General features: G+C 64.8%; 23 protein-coding genes, 1 tRNA gene and 1 pseudogene. 12 read left to right on the top strand and 13 right to left on the bottom strand.

All coding sequences use genetic code 11. The features are described from left to right. Nucleotides 1–13 precede the first annotated feature (13 nt). Nucleotides 14–880, top strand: a complete 867-nt coding sequence (locus QX121_RS06085; protein WP_315811434.1) for an isocitrate lyase/PEP mutase family protein — start codon at nucleotides 14–16, stop codon at nucleotides 878–880. Beyond that, nucleotides 877–1,179: an acylphosphatase gene (locus QX121_RS06080; protein WP_315737684.1), complete on the top strand. Its 303-nt coding sequence runs from the start codon at nucleotides 877–879 to the stop codon at nucleotides 1,177–1,179. The genes QX121_RS06085 and QX121_RS06080 overlap by 4 nt, the downstream gene beginning before the upstream one ends. Nucleotides 1,180–1,296: 117 nt before the next feature. On the opposite strand, the gene QX121_RS06075 is transcribed toward QX121_RS06080, so the two are convergent. Continuing rightward, on the bottom strand, nucleotides 1,297–2,106 hold the full coding sequence (locus QX121_RS06075; RefSeq protein WP_315776566.1) for a class I SAM-dependent methyltransferase: 810 nt from the start codon (nucleotides 2,104–2,106) through the stop codon (nucleotides 1,297–1,299). Nucleotides 2,107–2,255: 149 nt separating this feature from the next. Here QX121_RS06075 and QX121_RS06070 point away from each other — a divergent pair, with 149 nt between their 5' ends. The 3 genes from QX121_RS06070 to QX121_RS06060 are packed head-to-tail and all read left to right on the top strand — an operon-like array spanning nucleotide 2,256 to nucleotide 4,935. Then, nucleotides 2,256–2,825: a GbsR/MarR family transcriptional regulator gene (locus QX121_RS06070; protein WP_315780954.1), complete on the top strand. Its 570-nt coding sequence runs from the start codon at nucleotides 2,256–2,258 to the stop codon at nucleotides 2,823–2,825. A gap of 17 nt (nucleotides 2,826–2,842) precedes the next feature. Beyond that, a complete protein-coding gene (locus tag QX121_RS06065) occupies nucleotides 2,843–3,502 on the top strand; it encodes a DUF4166 domain-containing protein (RefSeq protein ID WP_315811433.1) in 660 nt (219 codons plus the stop codon). After that, entirely contained in the window at nucleotides 3,499–4,935 is a 1,437-nt protein-coding gene (locus QX121_RS06060; protein ID WP_315811432.1) for a TIGR01777 family oxidoreductase, read from the top strand. Before QX121_RS06065 ends, QX121_RS06060 begins: the two co-directional genes overlap by 4 nt. A 13-nt stretch (nucleotides 4,936–4,948) precedes the next feature. Here QX121_RS06060 and QX121_RS06055 read toward each other — a convergent pair whose 3' ends face one another. Together QX121_RS06055 and QX121_RS06050 are read right to left on the bottom strand one after the other, a co-directional pair. Continuing rightward, nucleotides 4,949–5,995: an AraC family transcriptional regulator gene (locus tag QX121_RS06055; RefSeq protein WP_315780961.1), complete on the bottom strand. Its 1,047-nt coding sequence runs from the start codon at nucleotides 5,993–5,995 to the stop codon at nucleotides 4,949–4,951. 59 nt (nucleotides 5,996–6,054) lie between these two features. Continuing rightward, entirely contained in the window at nucleotides 6,055–6,912 is an 858-nt protein-coding gene (locus tag QX121_RS06050) for a LysR family transcriptional regulator (protein WP_315737689.1), read from the bottom strand. Nucleotides 6,913–7,020: 108 nt separating this feature from the next. On the opposite strand from QX121_RS06050, the gene QX121_RS06045 reads away from it, so the two are divergent. Then, complete coding sequence (locus tag QX121_RS06045; protein ID WP_315774009.1) at nucleotides 7,021–7,449, top strand: 4-oxalocrotonate tautomerase family protein; 429 nt, start codon at nucleotides 7,021–7,023, stop codon at nucleotides 7,447–7,449. Between the two features lie 2 nt (nucleotides 7,450–7,451). Here QX121_RS06045 and lipB read toward each other — a convergent pair whose 3' ends face one another. Further along, on the bottom strand, nucleotides 7,452–8,174 hold the full coding sequence (lipB, locus tag QX121_RS06040; protein WP_315811431.1) for a lipoyl(octanoyl) transferase LipB: 723 nt from the start codon (nucleotides 8,172–8,174) through the stop codon (nucleotides 7,452–7,454). Between the two features lie 65 nt (nucleotides 8,175–8,239). On the opposite strand from lipB, the gene QX121_RS06035 reads away from it, so the two are divergent. The 3 genes and pseudogenes from QX121_RS06035 to QX121_RS31615 all read left to right on the top strand — a co-directional run. After that, complete coding sequence (locus QX121_RS06035) at nucleotides 8,240–8,488, top strand: FliM/FliN family flagellar motor switch protein (protein WP_315717718.1); 249 nt, start codon at nucleotides 8,240–8,242, stop codon at nucleotides 8,486–8,488. 135 nt (nucleotides 8,489–8,623) lie between these two features. Further along, a tRNA-Leu gene (locus QX121_RS06030) sits at nucleotides 8,624–8,708 on the top strand. A 260-nt stretch (nucleotides 8,709–8,968) separates the two neighbouring features. Next, nucleotides 8,969–9,202: pseudogene (locus QX121_RS31615) on the top strand (hypothetical protein); the annotation flags it as partial. Here QX121_RS31615 and QX121_RS06025 read toward each other — a convergent pair. From QX121_RS06025 to QX121_RS05990, 8 genes are all read right to left on the bottom strand, one after another. Further along, on the bottom strand, nucleotides 9,109–10,485 hold the full coding sequence (locus QX121_RS06025) for a HAMP domain-containing sensor histidine kinase (protein WP_315737692.1): 1,377 nt from the start codon (nucleotides 10,483–10,485) through the stop codon (nucleotides 9,109–9,111). The pseudogene QX121_RS31615 and the gene QX121_RS06025 overlap by 94 nt on opposite strands. A 4-nt stretch (nucleotides 10,486–10,489) precedes the next feature. Then, nucleotides 10,490–11,143: a response regulator transcription factor gene (locus tag QX121_RS06020; RefSeq protein ID WP_315737693.1), complete on the bottom strand. Its 654-nt coding sequence runs from the start codon at nucleotides 11,141–11,143 to the stop codon at nucleotides 10,490–10,492. 64 nt (nucleotides 11,144–11,207) lie between these two features. Then, nucleotides 11,208–12,524 carry a c-type cytochrome biogenesis protein CcmI gene (ccmI, locus tag QX121_RS06015; RefSeq protein WP_315811620.1) on the bottom strand — a complete coding sequence of 439 codons (1,317 nt, stop codon included), beginning with the start codon at nucleotides 12,522–12,524 and terminating at the stop codon, nucleotides 11,208–11,210. After that, on the bottom strand, nucleotides 12,524–13,036 hold the full coding sequence (locus QX121_RS06010) for a cytochrome c-type biogenesis protein (protein ID WP_315737695.1): 513 nt from the start codon (nucleotides 13,034–13,036) through the stop codon (nucleotides 12,524–12,526). The genes ccmI and QX121_RS06010 overlap by 1 nt, the downstream gene beginning before the upstream one ends. Continuing rightward, nucleotides 13,033–13,569 (bottom strand): DsbE family thiol:disulfide interchange protein, encoded by a 537-nt coding sequence (locus QX121_RS06005; protein ID WP_315737696.1) that lies wholly within the window; start codon nucleotides 13,567–13,569, stop codon nucleotides 13,033–13,035. The genes QX121_RS06010 and QX121_RS06005 overlap by 4 nt, the downstream gene beginning before the upstream one ends. An 8-nt stretch (nucleotides 13,570–13,577) precedes the next feature. Beyond that, nucleotides 13,578–15,566 (bottom strand): heme lyase CcmF/NrfE family subunit, encoded by a 1,989-nt coding sequence (locus QX121_RS06000; RefSeq protein WP_315811430.1) that lies wholly within the window; start codon nucleotides 15,564–15,566, stop codon nucleotides 13,578–13,580. Between the two features lie 298 nt (nucleotides 15,567–15,864). Continuing rightward, the gene (locus QX121_RS05995) at nucleotides 15,865–17,388 is read right to left on the bottom strand and encodes an ankyrin repeat domain-containing protein (protein WP_315811429.1); all 1,524 of its coding nucleotides are present in this window, start codon (nucleotides 17,386–17,388) and stop codon (nucleotides 15,865–15,867) included. After that, on the bottom strand, nucleotides 17,375–18,676 hold the full coding sequence (locus tag QX121_RS05990) for an NAD(P)-binding domain-containing protein (protein WP_315811428.1): 1,302 nt from the start codon (nucleotides 18,674–18,676) through the stop codon (nucleotides 17,375–17,377). Before QX121_RS05990 ends, QX121_RS05995 begins: the two co-directional genes overlap by 14 nt. A gap of 332 nt (nucleotides 18,677–19,008) precedes the next feature. Between QX121_RS05990 and QX121_RS05985 the strand changes: the two genes are divergently transcribed. Continuing rightward, a complete protein-coding gene (locus QX121_RS05985) occupies nucleotides 19,009–19,914 on the top strand; it encodes a pyridine nucleotide-disulfide oxidoreductase (protein WP_315737700.1) in 906 nt (301 codons plus the stop codon). 24 nt (nucleotides 19,915–19,938) lie between these two features. Here the strand turns inward: QX121_RS05985 and QX121_RS05980 are convergent, their stop codons facing one another. Continuing rightward, entirely contained in the window at nucleotides 19,939–20,310 is a 372-nt protein-coding gene (locus QX121_RS05980; protein WP_315811427.1) for a hypothetical protein, read from the bottom strand. Between QX121_RS05980 and QX121_RS05975 the strand changes: the two genes are divergently transcribed. Further along, a complete protein-coding gene (locus tag QX121_RS05975) occupies nucleotides 20,281–21,285 on the top strand; it encodes a cytochrome c3 family protein (protein WP_315776555.1) in 1,005 nt (334 codons plus the stop codon). The genes QX121_RS05980 and QX121_RS05975 overlap by 30 nt on opposite strands. A gap of 487 nt (nucleotides 21,286–21,772) precedes the next feature. Then, on the top strand, nucleotides 21,773–22,611 hold an 839-nt coding region (locus tag QX121_RS05970; RefSeq protein ID WP_315811426.1), incomplete at its 3' end, for a cytochrome c3 family protein.

The raw sequence follows: 22,611 nt of genomic DNA, 5'->3' as shown, positions 1-22,611 counted from the left end.
AGAGGAGGCGAGGATGACCTTCCGTGCACGCAGAGAGGCGCTCCGTGCGATCCTCGCCGGCGATCGCTGCATCCACCCGGGCTCGGTGTACGACGCGATCTCGATCCGCATCGCCGAAGATCTCGGCTTTGAGCTCGGCATGTTCGGCGGTTCGGCTGCCTCGCTCGCCGTCCTCGGCGATCCCGACATCGCGCTGATCACGTTGACCGAGTTGGCGGAGCAGATGCGGCGGATGTCGCGCGCCGCCGCGCTGCCGGTGCTGGTCGATGCCGATCACGGCTATGGCAATGCGATGAACGTGCGCCGCACGGTGCAGGAGCTGGAGGCGGCCGGTGCCGCGGGTCTCACCATCGAGGATACGCTGCTGCCGCAGGCTTTTGGCGAGGCGAAGCCGCAGTTGATCTCGCTTGCCGAAGGGGTCGGCAAGGTGAAGGCGGCGCTCGACGGCCGAGGCGATCCCGCGCTGGTCATTCTGGGACGAACGGGGGCCGTCTCCATCGCCTCGCTCGACGACGCCATCGCGCGCGCCAAGGCCTACGAGGCCTGCGGCGTCGACGGCCTGTTCTTCACCGGCATCACCTCGCGCCATCAGCTCGATGCAATTGCGGCAGTCGCCACATTGCCGATCGTGCTCGGTGGCGCGCCGGAGGAGATGTCCGATCTCGGCTATCTCGCCTCGCGCCGCGTCCGCGTCGCGCTGCAGGGCCATGCGCCGATCGCGGCCGCGACGCAGGCGGTGTATGAGACGCTGAAGGCGCTGCGCGAGGGCGCCTCGCCGAAGCAGCTCAAGGGGCTGCCGTCGGCCGAACTGACCGCGCGCGTCATGCGCGATGGCGACGTGAAGAAGAGACTTCGCGAGTTCCTGGGGCTTGGTTCATGATCGGTCGCGCCATCGTCCACGTCACGGTCCGCGGCCGCGTCCAGGGCGTCGGCTACCGCGCCTGGGTCGAGGACCAGGCCATCCTCAACGGGCTCGAAGGCTGGGTCCGCAACCGCAGCGACCGCAGCGTCGAGGCGGTCTTCGCCGGTCCCGCCGATGACGTCGCGGCGATGGTCACGGCCTGCCGCAAAGGGCCGCCGGCTGCGCGTGTCGACGACGTGATCGACGTCGCCGGGACGGTCGATCAGCTCGCATTGCGTCGGCCCGGCGAATCGTTCTCGGTGCTGCAGACGGCGTAGTCGTCTTCCGTTGCCGACTACCGATCGTGCACATTTGTCGGCTTCCTGTTCTGGACGGCTTTGGTCCTGCTGCGGGTGCATTTCACCCGCGGTGCACCGTAGAGCGGCCGCTGTCGCTCACGCCGCGGAGATCACCAGCGCCTGTATGCGGCCCTCGATCGGTCCGTCGCCGAACCGGCGCGCCAGCGCGTCCGCGGCCGCCTGCGTGACGGCTGCGAGGCCGGGCGTGCCGCGCGCTTCGATCTCGCCGCGCATCGGCGTGCCCTGGCAGAACGCCATTGCCGACTGATGTGGCGAGGCGGCGCGGCTGCGATGTGCAACCGTCTCGATCACGATATCGGTGAAGCCTGCTGCTGTCAGATCGGCCTCGATCCGCCCGGTGTCGTAGTAGCCGTGCGGAGTCCGGGTGAAGAACTGCGGCGGGTTTTCGGGGAACACCTGCTGCAACGTCTCGTGAACGACGTGAGGGATTTCGTTCTCCTCGATCCGGTCCCAGACATTGAAGACGAAACGTCCTCCGGGCCTGAGCACGCGGCGGGCCTCAGCATAACCCTTGACGCGATCGGGGAAGAACATCGCGCCGAACTGACATGCGACGGCATCGAAGCTCGCGTCGGCAAAGGGCAGGGCCAGCGCATCCGCTTGACGAAATGCGATGCGGCTCTCGGTGGCGAGATGCGTCTTCGCCTGTGCGAGCATCGGCTCGTTGAGGTCGGTGGCGGTGATCCGGACCTCCGGCGGCAGTTGCGCGTGCAGCGCCCTCGTGACCACGCCGGTGCCTGCCGCCGTCTCCAGCACGTCGCGCGGCAGGCAGGCCGCGATGCGCCGCGCAAGATCCTGCGCGTAGGGCACGAAGATCAAGGGCACCAGCAGTTGATCGTAGATCTGCGGGATCGATCCGGTGAAAGCCTTGTCGGATGCCGTCATGGCTTGCTCCTGTTGCAGATGGGGCAGGCGGGGATCAGGCGGTCTCGGCGCGCGCAAGAGGGGCGCTGTAACATCCGTCTTGCCGGCCACCCGCCCGGTTCAAATAAGACGCTCTTGACATTCACTCTCTACGGTCAGATATTTCTGTCATGACAGAAACACCAGGCAATCGGAAGCTTCCGCCCGCCGTCGAGCGCTTCATCCTCAACTGGGGCGACATGGGCGACCAGTGGGGCGTGAACCGCTCGGTGAGCCAGATCCACGGCCTGCTGTATCTCGCCGAGAAGCCGATGACGGCGGAGGACATCGCCGACACGCTCGGCATGGCCCGTTCCAATGTCTCGAACTCGCTGAAGGAGCTGCTCGCCTGGGGCTTGATCCGGCGCGTGCCGATCCTCGGCGACCGCCGCGATCATTTCGAGGCCGAGACCGACATCTGGGAGGTGGCGCAGCGGATCGCGGCCGGCCGCAAGGAACGCGAGATCGACCCGGCCATCGCGGCGCTGCGCGCCTGCGTCGCGGAAGCGACCGGCGATCCCACGATCAGCGCGGTCGCAGCCAAGCGTCTGAAAGACATGCTGGCGTTCACCGAGCTGATCGACCGCTGGTACGTGCAGATGCTGAAGGTGCCGCGGCCGCGTCTCGTCGCGCTGATCAAGCTCGGCGAGAAGATTGCAAATCTGTTGCCGTCGGGAAGGTCCAGGTCCGGCAGCGCTTGAGGAGAGTGGAGGGCGTCATGGTCACCATGCGACATCTCGGACTTTCAACGCCCTCCAGCGCCCGGCTCCATGATGATCACAGGTTCCGCGCGCTGCTGTCCGCCGAAGACTGGGGACGACTGCCGGTGTCGATCTGGCGCCGCTTCTCCAAGAAACTCGCCGATGGCGCCACCGTCGTCTATGTCGGCGAGGTCGATCAGGCCGAGATCAGCCGTGCCGGCTTCTGGTTCGCGCATCTGGCACGGCTGATCGGCGGGCCGCTGCCGACGCGCGCGGACATCGGTGTGCCGATGATCGTCGCGGTGACGGAGGACGCGGCGAGAGGCGGTCAGATCTGGACGCGCATCTGCGGGCGCCCGCATGGCTTCCCGCAGGTGATCCATTCCGCCAAGCGCTTCGCCGGTCCGACGGGACTCGAGGAGTATCTCGGCTGGGGCCTCAGCATGAGCCTGCGCGTCGGCGTCGCCGATGGCGCGCTTCATTTCCATGGCGCCGGCTACACGTTCGACTTCGCCGGCCGGCGCTGGGCGTTGCCGGCATGGCTCGCGCCCGGCGACCTCACCGTCACCCATTCCGATCTCGGCAGCGGCGTCTTTCGCTTCTCGCTCGAGATCACCCACCCGCGCTTCGGGCGCATCATCCGCCAGAGCGCCGTGTTCCGGGAGTCCACACCATGACGCCGCTGCTCTGGCCCCTGATCGCGCTCCAGATCGTGATGGGCGTGTTCGACACCTTCTATCACCATGAGTTCACTGAGCGCCTGGCGTGGCGGCCGTCGCAGCGGGGCGAGCTCAAGCTGCACGGTATCCGCAACGTGCTCTATGCGCTGCTGTTCGCCGTCCTCGGCTGGTGCGAGGTGCATGGATTGTTCGCAATCCTCGTGCTCGCGGTGCTCGTGGCCGAGATCGCCATCACCTTGACCGATTTCGTCGAGGAGGATCTGACGCGCAGGCTGCCACCGAGCGAGCGTATCAATCACACGCTGCTCGCCATCAACTACGGCGCGATCCTGATGCTGCTGGTGCCGCTGCTGATCGGCTGGGCGATGTGGCCTTCGGCAATCGTGCCGGCCAATGCCGGCGTGCTGAGCTGGATTGCGGCTGCCGCCGCGGCTGGCGCTGGCCTATGCGGTCTGCGCGACTTCGCCGCGGCGCGACGCCTCGCGCGGATGTCACGGCCGGATGCCGCTGGGCTGGTCGCGGCGCTGCCGGCGGCGCAGACCATTCTCATCACCGGTGCGACCGGCTTCATCGGCGCGCGGCTGGCGGCCAGTCTCGCCGCGGCCGGCCATCATGTCGTCGCCCTGGTGCGCGACCCGGCCAAGGCCGCAATGTTGCCGGCGCCGCTGACCTTGATCACCGGTCTCGATCAGCTCGCCTCCGACATCCGCATCGACGCGATCGTCAATCTCGCCGGCGAGCCGATCGGCAACGCACCGTGGACGGCGGCCAAGCGCGCGACGATCCTGCAGTCGCGGCTGGCTACGACGGAAGCCGTCGTCTCTCTGATTGCTCGGCTCGACCGCAAGCCGAATGTATTGGTCAACGGCTCGGCGATCGGCTGGTACGGCCTGTGGCAGGACCAGCCGCTGACCGAATCCGCCAAGTCGCATGCCTGCTTCAGTCATGACCTCTGCGACGCCTGGGAGCAGGCGGCTCGCGGTGCCGAAGCACATGGCGTCCGCGTCGCATTGCTGCGGATCGGTCTCGTCGTCGGCCGCGACGGCGGCTTCCTGGCGCGGATGCTGACGCCGTTCGAATTCGGCCTGGGCGGGCCATTCGGCTCCGGCCTGCAATGGATGTCCTGGATCGAGCGCGACGACCTGATCCGGCTGATCGCGCATGTCGTTGCGACCGACAGCATCACCGGTCCCATCAACGCGACGGCGCCGCTGCCAGTGCGCAACCTCGCCTTCGCCGCCGAGCTCGCGCGCTGCCTGCGGCGCCCGGCGCTGCTGCGCGTTCCCGCCGGCCTGCTGCGCCGGATCGGCGGCGACCTCGCCGAGGAGCTTTTGCTCGGCGGCCAGCGCGTGGTGCCGAACAAGGCGTTGTCGAGCGGTTTCGTGTTCCGCCATCAGAGCCTGCGCAGCGCGCTCGAAGCCATCCTGTGAGCGGCCGAAAGCGTCACGATTGCTCGGCGCGCGTCATCGTCGCCGATGGCAACTCGCCGAACGTGGCGCGATAGTAGCGGGCGAAGTGTCCGGCATTGGCAAAGTTGCAGGCGGCGGCCGCCGCCGCAACCGTGACGGCCGGATCGCCGGACCGCAGCATCTCGTGGGCGCGCCGCAGGCGCACCGACTTGGCAAAGGCCATCGGCGAATAGCCGCGCACGCGCTCGAACAGACGGAAGATCGAGCGGGCGCTGACGCCGGCTTCGCGCGCAAGGCGCTCGATCGTGATCGGCTCGCGCCAGTTGGCCTCGATGTAATCTTCGAGCCGCTTGACCAGGCCGAAATCCGGCATCGGAGAGGGATCCAGGAGCGTGTCGCGGAAACGATGACGGCTCGCGCAGAGGAAGGCGACATGCACCGCATCCTCCAGCTCGCGATAGACCGCAGCGGGGAACGCCGCATCCTGCTCGTTCAGCTGGGTCGTCAGGAAATCGAGCAGCCGCATCAGGCTGCGGGCCTGCGGATCGGCGGCCGGAATGGCGGGGGCGATCGCAAAGTCGGCGCGCGGCTGCACGCCGACCAGCGCCGTCAGGCGCCGCCGCAGCGCTTGCGGATCGAGCCGCAAAGTGAGGCGTCGATGGCCACCCTGGCACGCCATCTGCCATGGCACGCCAGCCGGCGCGACTGCGAGCTGATGCTCGTTGACGTCGGTCGCCTCGCCGCGGGCGCAACTGACCGCGCGTCCCTTCAGGGCGATCTGCACCCTGATGAAGTCGGCCGCACGATGGTCGCAGACCATGTCGCAGGTCGTGGTGCCAAAGGCGAGGCCGATGGTCTCGAGTTCGATCAGGTTGACGATCGCCTCGAAGCGCTCAGCGTTCCTGAAGTCGACGCGCTCGGCGCCGAGCCGGCGCCCCGCGAGGTCGCGCAGCACGTCGGCGTTGGAGGTTCGGATCAGCGCGTGGCGATGTAAAGGTTCGAGGCCGGTCGCGCCGGTCGAGGCCGGGCTCGGCTTTGCTGGGGCGCTGACGAGGTCAGCTGCGGTCAAGAGACGGTTCAAGCCGCTGCTCCTGAGCTCCGATCATCAACCCATGCTACATCAGGCTCCGCGGGCGTCAATTACTTCGACATCGCGGCGCTTCGGAAGGCCGCGGCCAGCGTGCGCAAGGCCGCGCGCTTGGCCGCATCTCCCGCCTTTGCATGCAGCATCACCTTGGAACGGCCGAGCTTGGGCAGGCCGAGATCCGGTCCGACATCGATCAGTCCGCTCGGCGCGATCCGGCGGGCCAGCGGCGCAACGGCAAGACCGGCGCGCGCGGCCGCCGCAACGGCCGTCACCCCGCCGCCGACGAACGTCTCGCTGAAGCTGATTCGGGCGCGCTCGAGAGCGCGGACCGCGATGCTGCGCACGCCGCAGGGCGGCGCGAGCGTGGCGAGCGGCAGCGTGCCGCCCGCCGGCAGACGAAATCTGGGAGCTGCGAACCAGCCGAACTCGTCCGTGATCAACGCCTCGCCACCGCGGCGGCTCGCCTCCTGGCGGACGATCACGGCGTCGAGCTTGCCGGCATCGTAGCGGTCGAGCAGGTCGCGCGAGAAGCCGATGCTGACCGACAGGACGAGGTCCGCCATGGCTGCATGCATCTGCTCGAGCATCGGCACCAGCTCGGGGCCGGCGACGTGATCGCTGATCCCGAGCGACAGAAGCGGGCGGGTGCGGGGCGCTCCCGTGAGCGCAAGGTCATGAGCGGCAACCAGCGCGCGGGCGTTTTCGGCGAAAGCCGCGCCGTCGGCGGTGAGCCGGACCGCGCGCGGCGAACGCTCGACCAGCCGCTTTCCGAGCAGCGCTTCCAGTCGCTGCAGCTTCAGGCTGACCGCGGCCTGGGTGGTGCCGAGCGTCTCGGCCGCCCGCGTGAAGCTGTGCAGCTCGCTCACCAGCAGAAAGGCGCGGACGGTCGCGATGTCGAGCGTGGCGGTCATATGCGTCTGTTATCATTGATATCCATATCGATAACGTACCAAAATGGGCGGCGTGGGGCTAGCTTTGCTCTCGAAGCGCAGTCACGCGCTCGAGATCGGGAGCCAAAAATGCCATTGATCAACATCGTCTATGCCAGCCAGCGTCGCTCGCCCGCGCTGAAGAAGGACATTGCGGACGCCGTCACCGAACTGACCGCACGCATCCTGCGCAAGGATCCCAAGGTCACCGCCGTCATCGTCTCGGAAGCGGATGCCGCGGACTGGTTCGCCGGCGGCGCCGCGCTGGCGGAGCAGGGGCTTTCAAGCTATTGGATCGACGTTCACGTCAGCGAGGGCACCAATACCAAGGACGAGAAGGCCGCCTATCTCGCCGCGGTGTTCGCGCGCATGGCCGAGCTGATCGGACCGCTGCATCACGAGACCTACCTTCATGTCGATGAGGTCAAGGCGGATGCCTACGGCTTCGGTGGCTTGAGCCAGGAGCGCCGCTATGTCGCGGCGAAGCTCGGGGTGCCGCCGCAGCAGGGCGCTGCGTGAGCTCATGCCGTCTCCGGCTGCGCGACGCTGACGGCGCCGAACACGCTCTCGAACGCCTGCCGGAACGCGATGTCGACATCGGCGAGCGTCACCGGCAGGCCGAGATCGACCAGGCTGGTGACGCCGTAGCGCGGATCGGTCACGCCGCAGGGCACGATGGCCTGAAAGTGCGACAGGTCCGGCTCGACATTGATGGCGATGCCGTGAAAGGTGACCCAGCGCTTCAGCCGCACGCCGATCGCGGCGATCTTGTCCTCATGGCCCTCGCCCTTGTCGGGCCGTTTGACCCAGACACCGACGCGATCCTCGCGCCGCTCGCCGCGCACGTTGAAGGCGTCGAGGGTGCGGATGATCGTCTCCTCGAGCGCGGCGACATAGGCGCGTACGTCGGGGCGCCGCCGCTTCAGGTCGAGCATGACATAGGCCACCCGCTGGCCGGGCCCATGATAGGTGACCTGGCCGCCACGGCCGGTCGGCACCAGCGGAAAGCGCGGATCGCGCAGGTCTTCCGCCTTGCCCGACGTACCGGAGGTGTAGACCGGCGGGTGTTCGAGCAGCCAGACCAACTCCGCGGCCTCGTGAGCGGCGATTGCGGCCGCCCGCGCCTCCATGAATTCGGTGGCCTGGGCGTAGTCGACCAGCGAATCGGAGATGCACCACGCCACGGCGTTGCCGGGGGGGCCCGCAAAGGTGGTCAGGTCGAGTGTTTGGCGGCTGTTAACCATTGGCTAACCACAACATGGTGATGTCTGGGCAACGAAAATCCAGTCGTGACTTCGGTGGTCCTGCAGTGTCAACCCTCGATAAAGTGACAGTCGACCTGATGGTCGTTCTCGGCACCTGCTCCATGCCCATCCACCAGGTTCTGCGCCTGTCCCGCGGCGCCATCATCGAGCTGGACGCCACCGAGGCTGATGACGTCAAGGTGCTCGCCAACAACCTGCCGATCGCCAACGGGGTCGTGCTGGTCGACCGCAACCGCATCGCGGTCGAGGTCAAGCAGATGCTGCCGCGCTCGCCGACGCCGACGTCGCGATAGCAGCCCCGGGCGGCGCGAAAACCATCCACAATCCGGTATTTTAGGGCAGGGCGGGCCTTGTCCCCCCGACATCGATTTGATACACGGGCGCCACTGATCCGGTGCCGCCCTTCCTCTGGCCCCGGCTTCTTCTTCGCGCTCGTGGCGGAATTGGTAGACGCGCTGCCTTGAGGTGGCAGTGGGTAACACCGTGGGGGTTCGAGTCCCTCCGAGCGCACCATAAATCCTCGTTTAATCCTTGAAATCCTTGAACTTTCTGTCTGTCTGTTGCTCGGGAATGTTGCCGATCGTTCCCGCGGGGCGTTGCTGTCCTGTTTTCTGCGACGGGCTTGAGAAAATCCTCCGATGACAGGCTCTGGTCGAACGCGACCACCTCGTCCATTCCGCTGATGCCAGGCTTCTCACGGTTGGCTTGGGCGATGTCGTGAGCCGGCATTTCGGGGGCTCGATGCTGGTACACGACGCGCCGACGAAGGGCCGTTCTTCGGCTACCCGTTTGCTTTCCGCGGCAAGAAGGCGTTGGTGCTGAAGGTCCGGTTCTGTGACGGCAATGGGGGGCGTCTGTTCACCAAACGCATCGACCAGGGCGGCTTCGTGTGGCGCTGCGGGCACAAGTCATGTCACGATGAGCTTGGATCACCCTTCTTTCGAAGTGCGAGCTTCAGGGCGACGCCCCCAATTCTCGAATCCTCGATCCATAGTCGGCCATCATAGAGACTGGTCAGGTCGCGGGCAATCGCCAGACCGAGCCCAGTGCCCGGCTTCGCGTCGTCAAGTCTCGTGCCCACGTCGAATACGCGCATTCGCTCTTCGACTGGAATGCCGGGCCCGTCGTCCTCCACCGTGATCAAGACGGTGCTGTCGAGATCCTCGATCGAAATCACGACGCGGTCATGTGCCCATTTTGCCGCATTGTCGAGCAGGTTGCCGATGAGTTCGGTCAGATCGTTCGTATCGCAGGCAACGACGACGTCGGCTGCTCCTTCGACTTCGAACCGCCGGTCGTGCCCCGGGCTGAATCGCGAGTAGGTATTGATGACGCTCCTCAAGACGTCTGCGACGACCGCAAACGCACCTGCATTCGCGATCGTGGAGGCCTTTGCGCGCGCCGTCTGGTAGTTGATGAGCAGCGCCATTCGCGAACACTGCTCCGACAGAATCTGAGCGTGGCTCTCCTGGCCGGATGCTTTCAGCCGTGCTGCCTCCTCGTCGAGAATTGCCAGAGGCGTCTTCAGCGCGTGTGCAAAACTTCCTGCGAGCACGCGAGCGCGATCGACCATGATGAGATTTGCCGCAATCATTCCGTTCAACTCGGTGACGAGCGGCATGATTTCCTCCGGCAGGTCCTCGGGCAGCCGCGTGGTCTTGCCGCTGCGCACGTCCACGATGGCGCGACTCATGCGCTGGAGTGGCCGCAGGCCGTAAACGACTTGAGCGTAGGCGGTGCCAACCATGGCGAGGGCCATGATACCCAGCGTCGCGATCAGCGTCAGATTGAGGTGCTGCATCTCGTCACTGATCAGTCGCTCGTCGGCACCGACACGGATTTCGACGGGTTGCCCGAGACGAGACGGCTCGCTGATGTTTCGGACCATGCGCATCGGCCCAGTCGGTCCCTCCACATTCGTAAGCGCCGTGGAGGGGGGCAGGGAACCCTCGCGAGTCTGGTCGGGCGTGAATGAAAGAGAAAGGTCATCCTGTAGCGACGGCGAACGCGCGGTTTCGCCGTTCTGCAGAATGACCTGCCAATACATTCCGGACCTGGCAGGGGAGAAACGCGGATCGCTCAGATTGCGGGCGATGAATAGCCGCTGCGTTGCGTCGATTTCCACGAGGTCGGCGAGCTCGCGGGCGTGATCCAGGAGGTCATGATCGAAGTGGGCCACGACGACACGGCGAATGACGATCGAGAGTCCGAGCCCGCTGGCGAACAAGACGATGGAAATCCAGATCGCGGCGACCACGATCATGCGGGCTCGGAAGTTGCGGCTGAACATTGCTCTATCCGAAGCGATATCCCATGCCTCTGACGGTGCGAATGCAATCACGCCCCAGCTTTCTCCTGAGCCGGGCAATGTAGACTTCGACCGTATTGGAGTCGCGATGGTCGCTGCTCGGATAGATGTGCTCCAGTAGCTCGGTCTGCGACACGATATGATCGGCGCGGCGCATGAGGAGCTCGAGGACGCGCAACTCGAGTGCAGTCAGGTCGACGATCTGCCCGTCCTTCTTGACCAGGCCAGCCGCCGCGTTGAATTCGATCTGCCGGAGGCGGAGCACGGCCTCCGGTCTGCTGGAGACCCGACGGAGCAGCGATTTGACCCGCGCGACCAGCTCCTGCGCCTTGAAGGGCTTTTCGAGATAGTCGTCCGCGCCAGCGTTCAGGCCGTTGACACGCTCGGCCCAGCCGCTGCGGGCCGACAGGATCAGCACCGGCAGCGTGTGCCCGGTATGACGCCAGCGTTGCAGCACGTCGAGGCCCGAAATGCACGGCAGGCCGAGGTCGAGGACCGCGGCATCATAGGGCTGGCTGTTGCCCAGCATCCAGCCCTGCTTGCCATCGGTGGCGAGATCCGCCTCGAAACCGGCATCGGCCAAGCTTTCCCTGATGCGCTCCGCGTAGACGGGCTCGTCCTCTATGAGCAGAATGCGCATTGCCATTCCTCCGGTTGCCGAACGGGTTCCGACGATGATGACACGCGGATCGGGCCCTCGAACGTTATGGATTGATTCCGAGCTCTCTGGCTGCGTCAGCTATGCGCGTGCGCTCCGGGACGTCCTCCGCGAAGACCGACAGTGCGCGTTGCAGCGACTGTTTCGCCGCTTCGACCTCGCCCAGCACGACCCGCGAGCGGATCAACTTGATCCAGCCTTCTACATCGCGCGGTGATTGTTCGAGGCGGCTTGCAAGGCCATCCACCATGCCGCGGATCATGAGGTTGCGGTCCTGTGTGGACATGCTTTCGGCCTTGCGGATGTCCTCGGCGCGGGGGCCGCGCGGCTCCGCCGGCTCGGTCGCCGCCGTCTTGCCGGAGCGCAGGAGCTCCTGCATGCGCTCGGCGGACAGGTTCGGCCGGGCAGGCGATGGCGAGCCGTCATCCTCCCCGAGCTCGCGACGAAGCGCGCCGAGTCGCTGCTTGAGATCGGGCAGCCACGGCTCGTTCGGATCGGCCTCCGATACGATCGCCGTCCAGTCGGCCATCGCACCCCGTTTGTCGCCCTCTTGCTCTTTCACGACGCCGATGAAGAAGCGGGCGCGCGCGTCCTTGGGATCCAGTTTGAGTGCTTCGTCGAAATCCGCGCGGGCTTCGGACGTGACGGTGCCGTCCGCGGCCCGCACCAGCGCTTCGCCGCGTGCGCTGCGGTATTCGGCCGAGCCCGGCCGCAGCTCCATTGCGCGCGCATAGGCCTGTGCCGCCTCGGCAAAGCGCTCGATGTTGAACAGCGACCAGCCCAGCAGCCGCCATCCGTCGGCGTCCTTGGGATTCCGCTCCAGTCTGGTCTGCACACGCTGGATCATCTCTTCGACCGGCGGCAGTCCGCTGCCCTGCTGCGGTCGGTCGCGACCGTCCTGGCTGGTCATCTGCTCCAGCGAGGCAATGGCCCGGGTGCCGGCGTCGGATCGCGCCTCGCCAACCGACCTCGCCGTCGTGCTGCTGGCGGTCTGGCCCGGCGCGGCTGCGGGGACATCCGGATTTCCGATGACCGCGTACAGGATGACGGAGCCGAACACCACCGTCATCGTGACGACGGCGAGCGCAAATTTTCGTTCGGAGCTGGTGAGGGAGGGCGCCGGCGGCTGTTCGGCGGCGGCTGCGGCGAGAATGCGCCGCTTGATCTCGCTGGCCGCGTTCTCGCCATCCGACTTGTCGATCAGGCCCCGTGCGGTTTCGTTCTCGATCTCGCGGAGCTGGTCGTGGTGGACGGCAAGTCCCTGAGCCGAAGCCAACCGTCTCCGCTCGTAGTTGCGGATGAAGGGCGTCGATATCAGCACGGCGGCCACGGAAATCATCGCCGTCAGGATCAGCCATAGCATCATGAAAGGCTCCGTCGATCGAGGATCGCCTCGATGGCTTTGAGTTCGTCGGCGCTGAGCGGAGCGACGTGCTCCGCTCCGAGCGCGGTCGCATTGGCTGCCGCGCGGCGCACGTAGCGGCCGAAGCCGACGATGGCCGCCAGCAGCGCCAGGAGCGGGCCGATCCACAGCGGGATCGTATTCCACTGCAAGGGAGGCTTGAGCAGGACGAAGTTGCCGTAGCGTGCGACCAGGAAGTCCACCGCCTGCCGGTCGCTGTCGCCGGCCTGCAGGCGGTCGCGCAACAGAACCCTCAGATCATGCGCCAATGGAGCGTTCGAATCGTCGATGCTTTGATTCTGACAAACGACGCAGCGCAACTCCTGGCCCAGCGCGCGCGCACGGGCCTCCAGCCCCTCATCCCGCAGCATTTCGTCCGGAAGCACCGCACGGGACGGCGACAAGGTCGCCGTCAGCACGAGCGAGCTGACGAGCAGCGCTCCGGTTAATCCCTTCATCCGCCGGCAGCTCATGACTCGCTCCTGAGTGCCTTCAGCAGAGGTTCGAAATCGTCACGCCATACATCTTCGGTCAGCGGGCCGGGATAGCGGTAGCGGATGCGGCCGGCCCGATCGATCACGAAGGTTTCGGGAACGCCGGTCACGCCGAGGTCGATGCCGGCCCGGCCGGACTCATCGGAGCCGACACGGGCATAGGGACTGCCATGCTTGGCAAGCCAGCGTTTGCCGTCGTTCCGATCGTCCTTCCAGTTCAGTCCGTAGATCGGGATGGCGGAGCTCTCCGCGAGCTTGAGCAGCATCGGGTGCTCGACGCGGCATCCGGGACACCAGGATGCGAACACGTTGAGCAGGACCACATCGCCCTGCAGATCGGTACTGGCAAGACCGCCGCCCTTGCCGTCGAGCGACGCGAGCTGGAAGCGCGGCGTCGGCTTGTCGATCAGGGTCGAGGGCATTCGCCGCGGATCGTTGGTCAGGCTGAAAGCCAATCCAGCGGCCAGTGCGGCGAAGGCCACGAGAGGTATGAGATAGGGTAGGCGCGGCATATCTCGTCCTATTCAGCAGGAACGGCAGTCGGTACGGCCCGCATCGCCCGTCGCGGAGCACCGACACGAAATCTCCGGTCGGCCAGCGAGATGAAGCCGCCGCAAGCCATCATCAGTGCGCCGATCCAGACCAGCGGCACCAGAGGGTGATAGTAGCAGCGCACCGCCCACGCGCCTTTGTCGTCGGGGTCGCCGAGCGTCACGTAGAGGTTCCAGATCAGGTTGGTTCGAATGCCGGCGGCGGTCGTCTGCTGCTGTCTGACGGGATAGAAGCGGCGCTCGCTGGAAAGCTGCGTGAACGGCTTTCCGTTCCGCGTGATGTCGAACGAGCCACGCTCGGCTTCGTAGTTGGGGCCCGGAAATTTTCCGATCGAGCGCAACTTGATGTCATAGCCCGCGAGCTGCAGGCTCTGGCCCGGCCGCAGCATCTGCACCTTCTCGGAGGCCCACGCGGTCATCCCGGTAATGCCTGCGACGGTGACGCCCATTCCCGCATGGGCCAGCACCAGCCCGTAGACCGCGAGCGGGGTGGTGCGCGCGAGGTTGAGCGAGGTCGCCAAGGGAGTCGTCGTGCCGAGGCGGACGCGATGAGCCAGCACCATCAACGAGCCGATCACGAGCCAGACGGCGATGCCGAAGAAGAATGCGACCAGGAAACGCTGTCCGAACGTCGCGACGAGGATTGCGACGGCGACGAATGCCGCAAGCCCCCCGGCCAGGCGGAGCCGTTGCAGCGCCGCAACGAGGAGATCGCGCTTCCATTTCAGAACCGGGCCGATCACCATGGCAAGCAGCAGCGGAACCATGATCGGAACGAACGTCAAGTTGTAGTAGGGAGGGCCGACCGAGATCTTGTCGTTCCCGAGCATGTCGACGAGGAGCGGGTAGAACGTGCCGAGAAACACGGTGGCCACGGCTGCCGTGAGCAGCACATTGTTGAGGACGAGGCCGCTCTCGCGGCTGACCGCTGCAAACAGCGCGCCGTGCTTCAGGCTTGGCGCCCGGATCGCATACAGCGTCAATGCCCCGCCGGTCGCTACCAGGATCAGCGCCAGGATGAATGCGCCACGCGACGGGTCCTGTGCGAAGGCATGAACGCTGGTGAGCACGCCGGACCTCACCAGGAAAGTCCCGATCAGGCTCAATGAGAAGGTCACGATCCCCAGCAGGATCGTCCAGCTCTGGAGGGCGCTCCGACGCTCGACCACAAGGGCGGAATGCAGCAGCGCAGTCCCCGCAAGCCACGGCATGAAGGAGGCGTTCTCGACGGGGTCCCAGAACCACCAGCCGCCCCAGCCGAGCGTGTAGTACGCCCATGCGCTGCCCAGCGTGATTCCAATCGTGAGAAAGCACCAGGCGGCGAGCACCCACGGTCGAACCCAGCGGGCCCAGCTGGCATCGACCTTTCCCTCGATCAACGCGGCGACCGAGAACGAGAACGCCATCGAGAAGCCGACGTAACCCAGGTACAGAAATGGTGGATGAAAGGCGAGGCCGGGATCCTGCAGAATCGGATTCAGTCCGTTGCCTTCGAGGGGAGCATCGACCAGCCGCGCGAACGGATTCGAGGTCGAGACGATGAACGCCAGAAAGCCGAGACCGATCATGCCGTGCACGCCGAGAACGTTGCTCTGCAGCCGCTCGGGAAGGTTCGTTCCGAACAATGCTACCGCCGCGCCGAACAAGGAGAGGATCAGGACCCACAGCAGCATGGATCCCTCATGGTTTCCCCAGACTCCGGAGACCTTGTAGAGCAGCGGCTTCAGCGTGTGCGAGTTCGCTGCGACGACCTGGACTGAAAAGTCGGAGTGGACGAACAGCGACGTCAGGCACGCGAATGCGATCGCAACGAAGAGAAACTGAGTCAGGGCAGCGTGACGAACGAAGCCGGCGATCATCGCGGATTGACGACGCAGCGCTGCGAACGGAACGATCGACTGTACCAGCGACACGATGAGCGCGAGAATGAGCGCAAACGATCCGGCCTCCGCTGTCATGTAGTATCTCCGACTGCAGCGGATATTCCTGCAGCTAACTATCAAGTGTCTGTGATGCGTCGACAATCAATGCGCCGAATGAGGCATCATTTGTACGGAAAGATGATGATCCATCGACGCGTATCGTCGTGAAATTGCAACTCATTCTCACTCACTGCCGGAGAACGGTATCATCGGTCGTCTCGGCACGGAGCGTTGTATTCGTTGGTAAATAGCGGTCGAATCGTCTGCGGCGCCATGGAACAGCGAACGCTGCGTCGACCGCATGATGGGCAGGAAGGCGAAACGAGATCGGCTGCTATTCCAGAAGCTTGGCAATATCGCTGTGACCGCTGGCGGCGGCGATGTCCGTGGCACGTTCGCGCCGCTTGTTCCTCAATTGCTTTTCGGCGCCGGCGGCCAGAAGGCTTTGCGCAATGCCGATGTCTCCCTCATGGGCCGCCATCATCAACGCGCTCATGCCCTGGCCGTTGCGCGCGTTCGGATCGGCCTTGCGCCTGAGAAGTTCACCGACGACATCGGCAAGGCCGGCGCGCGCAGCGAGGATGAGAGCGGTATTTCCGCCTCTTGTCGCGCGTTTCGGATCGGCGCCGTGGTCCAACAGAAGCAGCGAGGCCGCGGCGCTGCGGCCTTCGATTGCATTCAGCAACGGCGTCTTGTCGTCGGCGTCAGCGCGGTTGACGTCCGCACCTGCGCGGATCAGTTGCCCGATCGCTTGCGTATTGCCATTGCCGGCCGCGTGCCAAAGTGCGGTGCGGCCCTGCCCATCGGCGGCGTTGAGGTCGGATCTCTGAACGAGTTGCCGATCGAGCGGGCCATTGGTGCACGACGCGACCGCGATCATGAGTGGGGTCCGGCCGTCTGCCAACGGAGGCAGGCTGCCGGAAGCGCCGTCGAGGAGCGCGGCGATAGCGGCACCATTGCAGCGGCTGAGTGCCATCAGCAGTGCGGTCGCGCCATCCGCACGCGCTGCAGATGGGTCGGCCGCCTTTGTCAGCAGCAATTTGATGATGTCTCCATGATCCTTGTCCGCTGCCAGCATCAACGGCGTGTCGCCGCGCCGGTTGCCGGTGTTCGGGTTGGCTCCCGAGGCGAGCAGGAGCTCCACCAGCCGAAGATGCCCGGCGGCCGCGGCGATCGCCAGAGGCGTATCGCCGTCCTGGTTGACCGCGTTGACGTCAGCCTTCGCAGCGATGAGCTGGCGCATCGGATCGAGCTGGCCGCGCAGGGCGGCGTCGATGATGGCCGGATGGCCGTTTCGCATTGCGGCCTGCGCATCGAGCGTCGGCGCGGGCCTGCGCGCGGTTTCCCGCTCCGGCTCCCTGGCGCGCGGGCGCGCGTTTCGATTGGCCGTATCGGCCAGCAACTGCTCGGCGGGCTGATAACCGGCCGCAGCCGATTTACGCAGCCAATCCCGCGCCCGGTCGGGATCGGCGGGCGTTCCGCGTCCTGCGAGCCACATCGCTGCGACATTGTACTGTGCCTTGACGTGTCCTTTCCTTGCACTTGCCTCCATCCATTTGAACGCCAGCGCGTCGTCTGATCTGGTGCCGAGGCCGGCGCGGTAGAGTGATGCAAGGCGGTACTGCGCCTCTGGATCCCCGGCGATGGCCGCGCGCTCGAGCAGCTTCAGTGCTTCCTCGGGACGTCCGGCCCGGATTGCTGCGTCCGCAGCCTGGCTCGTGCCGGGGACTTCGGAGCTCGCGCCCGCTGGATTGCCGCCCAGCACCGCCGTGTCGCCGGCCAGGGCGACCGATGGTACGGTCAAGCTGACGAGACAGATCAGCGGGAGGATGACAGGAGAGGATTTATGCCGTGCCATACTTCGTCTCAACCTCGATACCCATGCTCTTCAGGAACGCCGTCGGCAGAATGCCGCCGACGCACACGATGACGGCATCGTTTCGGATCGTGCTCGTCCTACCATCGGCATCGATCTCGACGTCGTCACCGCCAACTCGTTTGACTGACGAATTGTACATGACGTGGAGCCGTCCCGATTGGGCGGCTGCTTCCGTCCGTTGACGGTTCTTCAGCTTGGCGCGACTGAACGAGTCGCTGCGATGGGAGAGAGTCACCGTCGTTCCGGGCTCGTCGGCGATGGAGCAGGCGGCTTCCAGCGCGGCGTCGCCGCCACCGACGACGAGCACGTGCTGGCCGCGATACTGTTCGGGGTCGATCAGTCGATAGACGACCTTGGTCTGCTCTTCGCCCGGGACGTCCAGCTTGCGCGGTGTTCCGCGTCGTCCGATTGCCAAGAGCACCGCATGCGTTCTGTAGCTGCTGCAGTTCGTCTTGACGTCGAAGCCATCGCCGACGCGGGCGACCGCTTCGACGCGCTCGCCGACGTTCACCTTGAGGCGGGACTTGCGCACGATGCTCATGAAGAAGGCGATCAGCTGCTCCTTGCTGAGCTCTCTGAAGTTGAATTTGCCCGCGAGCGGCAGCGTGAAGGGAGCGGTCATCACCAGCTTGCCGCGGGGGAAGTGCGCGACGGTGCCGCCGAGCGAGTCCTGTTCGAGGGTGACGAAGCGCAGCCGATGCTGCAGGCAGGCGAGACTGGCGGAGAGTCCGGCCGGACCGCAGCCGACGATCACGACGTCGAGCATGTCCGACTTGCCGATGTTCTTGATCTTGCGGACGGAGTCGATTGCCTGGCGTCCCTGCTCGATGGCATTTCGCACCAGCCCCATCCCGCCGAGCTCTCCCGCGATGAAGATGCCGGGCACATTGGTCTGAAACGCCTTGTCCACGTTTGGAATGTCAATGCCGCGCGTTTCGGTGCCAAACACCAGCGTGATGGCATTCACGGGACACACCGCCTTGCAGGCGCCGTGTCCAATGCAATGCGAAGGCTCGACGAGCGCCGCCTTGCCGCCGATCAGGCCGAGAATGTCGCCCTCCGGACATGCCCTGACGCATGAGCCACAGCCGATGCACAAGGCAGGATCGATGATGGGGTGGAGCGATGCCGGTTCGAGAAGACCGGCGTCCTTGGCGGCCGAGAGCTTCGCGACGCTCTTTATTTCTTTACGCTTGCGCACGGCCATGTAGGTGGCCCAGACGCCAAGCATCGGCGCGGCGTAGACGATCAGGAGATCGAGCGCCATGTCCTCTCTTTCCCCTTCTTAAGTCCTGACAGTAGGCGGCAGCAGGTGCCGGCTGTGGTGGCCGCCCGGAAAGGTCGGCCGCATCGCTAGATGCAAATTCGTCTCAACAGATGCCGACATAGAAATTCCAGAATGATTTGTAGTTTTGCGGACAAGGAGTAGTTCATTCGTTGAACAGATGCCGTCGGCGGAAATATGGCTCGCACTGATCTCACACGAATGATGTCAGTGCCGGAGGACGCAACAGTTATTTGCAAGTGGTTATCAGGAAGGAATCTCTCGACTGAGATCCGGAGATCCGCAGGCAAGCCGGACATTCGCCCATCCGGCATTTGGGTTTCACAGGAAGCGTCGAGAACATGAGCAGAACAGCAGTCGTTCGCGCGAACGGCGATCCTCTTCGAGGAACCATCCCGGTCATCGTCACACTTCTCGTTGTCGCAGCGATCGGCATCGGATGGCTGCAGAAGGAGGAGGAATATATTACGCCGGGATCGGGGACCGGCTACTGGCTCGGAATATACGGCAGCGTCGCGATGCTATCGTTGCTGGCCTATTCGATGCGCAAGCGCTTCAAGTCGCTCCGCGGGATCGGCTCGGTGCCATTCTGGTTCAAAACGCACATGCTGCTGGGCGTCGTTGGCCCCGTGCTGATCCTGTTTCATGCCAACTTCAAGCTGGGAGCACTCAACAGCAACGTGGCATTCTTTGCCATGTTGATCGTTGCGATCAGCGGCGTGATCGGCCGGTATATCTACGGCAAGATCCACATGGGTCTTCATGGTGGAAGGGCGCGCATCAAGGAGCTGCTTGCGGAAGCCGAGGCGATGAGGATGGAGCTCGGTCAGGAGATGCAGGCAGCGTCATTCGTGTCGCGGGAGTTGGCTGCCTTCAGCAAGGGGCTCGACAACAGGGTGCCGCGAACTGCGCTGGGGAGCCTGCGGACGGGGGCGATCATCGCGGCGCGGACGAGGCGGCTGCGTGCCAACGTGGTTGCGGAAGCGCGCCGGCTCATTCGCGCCGAAGCCAAGCGTGCGCGATGGTCGTGGTTCGAGCGGCGACGGCGCGAGAAGCGAATCGAAGAAGTCGTGCGGAGGTACACCGCTGCGGTGCGGAAGGCCGCAGAACTGACATTTTTCGAACGGCTATTTTCGCTGTGGCACGTTCTGCATCTGCCGCTGTTTTTTCTCATGCTGCTGGCGGGTTTCGTTCATGTCTGGGCCGTCCATCACTATTGACGGAGTTTCGTGATGAGGTGGCGCCTAGCGGCGGTTGTCGCTGTCATGGTCGGTGTTGCGCTGCTGTCGGCCGGGCTTCGAGCGCAGACGTTGCTTGAAAAATTGGTTATGCCGGGCCCGCTGGCCGAGAAGCATGCCAAGCTCGAAAGCGAATGCGGAAAGTGCCACGAAGCCTTCACGCGGAAGGCGCAGTCGGGCCTCTGCCTCGATTGCCACAAGGAGATTGCAGTCGATCGCAGGCAGCATGAGCGCCTGCATGGACGCGAGCAGGCGGCGCTGACCCAGGAATGCAGGCAGTGTCACACCGACCACAAAGGGCGTGGAACCGACATCGTCCAGCTCGACAAGGAAACATTCAACCACGACATGACGAACTACAGGCTGGTCGATGCGCACAAGAACGTTCCTTGTGCTGGATGTCATGTCGCGAAGGTGAAGTTCCGCAACACGCCCTCGACCTGCTTCGAGTGTCACAAGGCGCTCGATCCTCATCGCGGCCGGCTCGGTGAGCGCTGCGAGAACTGCCACACGGCGGTGAAATGGCGCGCGACCAAGGAATTCGACCACACGAAGACCAGGTTTCCCCTCGTGGGCGCCCACAAGTCGGTCGCTTGTGCAACGTGCCACTCCGGCCAGCAATACAAGGATCTGCAGACGTCGTGCGGCTCATGCCACCGTCTTCAAGACGTCCATGCCGGCCGCTTCGGCGACAAGTGCGAGACGTGTCACGATCAGGAGAAGTGGAAGACGGTCCGCTTCAATCACGACAAGACCCGCTTCCCGTTGCGAAATGCGCATGCCAAGGTGAAGTGTGAGAGCTGCCATACGGGTGATCTCTATCGGGACAAGCTCGCGACGTCATGCGTGTCCTGTCACCGCAAGCAGGACCCGCATCAGGGTAAGCTCGGCGAACGTTGCGAGACCTGCCATAGCGATGCGGGCTGGCGGAAGAGGCTCTCCTTCGATCACGAGATTACGCGTTTTCCGTTGATAGGTCTGCACAAGTCGGTGCCTTGCGAGGAGTGCCACCGGACGCCGACCTACAAGAATACGCCGATGGCCTGTGAGAGCTGCCACAAGGATTTCCACCAGGGGAAGCTCGGAGGACGGTGCGCCAGTTGTCACAATCCGAATGGGTGGCGGCTGTGGCGCTTTGATCACGCGCGGCAGACACGATTCCCGCTGGTTGGTGTCCACCAGAAGATCACATGCGAGGCCTGCCACAAGGCCAAGTCGCCGCCGGATCTGAAGTTGCCGATGGATTGCTTCAGCTGTCATCGCAGCTCGGACGTGCACAATGGCACTTTCGGTCAGACGTGCGAGCGCTGCCATGTCGCAACGGGATGGCGCAACGTTCAGATCAGGAACTGATTCGGACGGCTGCGCTGGCGCATCGGTCGTCCGACATCGTGTCGAGCTGACATCAGCTCGCAGCAGCTATCAGTTCGCCTGCAGATCAACGGTTTGCGCGATGCGCTTGCGAGAACCTCGTGAGCGAAGGACGCCAGAAACATTACCACCCATTCAGCTTGAGTTCAGCTTGGCCCAGTTTTGGGCCAGCTTTGCCGGTCTATGAAGCCCTGTGTTGGGCGTGACGCTGCGTGATCTGGCTGATGACTTGGTCGCCGCCGATCAACGTAGCGCTCGATTGAAGGGGCCGGGGGCGTTCCGCGTGTTCGGTAGCAGGGAAGGCATGCTGCCGGGCCGTTTGGGGAGGAAATCCGCAGGAGTGTCTTGGGTTTGTTGGGGCGACCGGCGAGCAGCGGGCCGCTCAAGGGTTTCGGCTGGATTCGGGGCGACCGGTCTCCGTTGAATATTCGGATGGCGATCGAGTCGAGAGTGAAGATCGGAGTTTGAGTTGAGCAGCTGCTACAGCAAGCGGGGGCTGTTGGCGCAAGCATCGCACTACGTGGTGCGGTGGTTGCTTGCCGGTATGCTGCTCGCTCTGGCGCTGGCAGGGCACGCTGCTGCGCAGAGTTCATTCGATCATGTCTCGACCGGGTTTCCGCTGACCGGAAGCCATGTTGGAGTGGAGTGCTCGTCCTGCCACGTCGGTGGGCGGTTCAAGGGCACGCAGACGCAGTGCGCCAGTTGCCACAACGGCGCTCAGACGGCCGGCATGTCGGTCAACCATCCGATGACCACGAGGCGCTGTGAGAGCTGCCATCAGACTTCGACATGGAAGGACGTTCGGGCGATCGATCATACCCAGGCGAAAGCGTCGTGTACGACCTGCCACAACGGCGTGATGGCACGGGGCAAGTCGAAGAACCACATCACGACGGCGGCGCCATGCGATGTGTGCCACAGGTCGACGGCGAGTTTCCGCATCAGAATGAAGATGGACCACGCCGGCATCGTCGCCGGTTGCGCCAACTGCCACAACGGGACGACGGCGCGCGGCAAGTCCAGCAATCATCTCCAGACCAATCTGCCGTGCGAGTCCTGTCACACCAGCACGGCCAGCTTCGGTGGCGCGGCGTTCAAGCATGCGGCGACCGACACCAACTGCGCGACCTGCCACAACGGCAAGACCGCGATGGGGATGACGACGCCGCCGCACATCCCGACCGGGACGCTGCAGTGCTCGAACTGCCACACCAACACCGCGGCGAGCTTCGCCACCTACACCATGAACCACGCGGCGGTATCGACCGCGCGCTGCGACAGCTGTCACAACGGCAGCTACACCGGCCA

This window comes from Bradyrhizobium sp. SZCCHNR2028 (assembly GCF_032380995.1).
Taxonomy (GTDB): Bacteria; Pseudomonadota; Alphaproteobacteria; order Rhizobiales; family Xanthobacteraceae; genus Bradyrhizobium.
This window is presented reverse-complemented; position numbering and strand designations above follow the sequence as displayed.